Origin of the sequence: Corallococcus praedator (genome assembly GCF_003612125.1) — a bacterium.
GTDB classification, from domain to species: domain Bacteria; phylum Myxococcota; class Myxococcia; order Myxococcales; family Myxococcaceae; genus Corallococcus; species Corallococcus praedator.
This window is the reverse complement of record NZ_RAWI01001001.1, coordinates 1-452: the sequence shown is the minus strand read 5'-3', so window position 1 is coordinate 452 and position 452 is coordinate 1. Positions and strand designations below refer to the sequence as shown.

Below are 452 nucleotides of genomic sequence, written 5' to 3'. Positions count from 1 at the left end.
GAACAGTTTCGTGGATGTGTCTACCGACAACCTGCCACACGGTACCGTCTGGCAACAGGCAGAATGCACGAGTCCAGTCCACCGCGCGGGGAAATCGAACAGGAGCCTCCGTTGACGAGCGCCACCGAACCGCGACCGGCCGCGAAGTCGGTTCGCGACCGGCTCGTCGACGCCGCGGAAACCTGCCTGCGGGCCAAGGGCATCCGCTCCACGACGGTGTCGGAGGTGGCCGAGGTCGCCGGCGTCTCACGCGGGTGGCTCTACCGCCACTTCCCCGACAAGAGCTCCCTGCTCGGCGCCGCCATCGTGCGCCTCAACGAGGAGTACTGGTCGCACTCGCGCGCGATGCTCGACCTGATCGACGGACTGGACGAGCAGATCGCGGCGGGCATCCGGCACGGCCGAACCATGTACGCCGATCCGGGCGCCCTGCTGATGAAGCTGCGCATGGA

The 452-nt window shown here is 67.5% G+C and carries 1 protein-coding gene; it reads left to right on the top strand.

All coding sequences use genetic code 11. The annotated features are described in order from the left end of the window. Nucleotides 1-111: 111 nt before the first annotated feature. On the top strand, nucleotides 112-452 hold a 341-nt coding region (locus D7Y13_RS42765), incomplete at its 3' end, for a TetR/AcrR family transcriptional regulator (protein ID WP_147452708.1).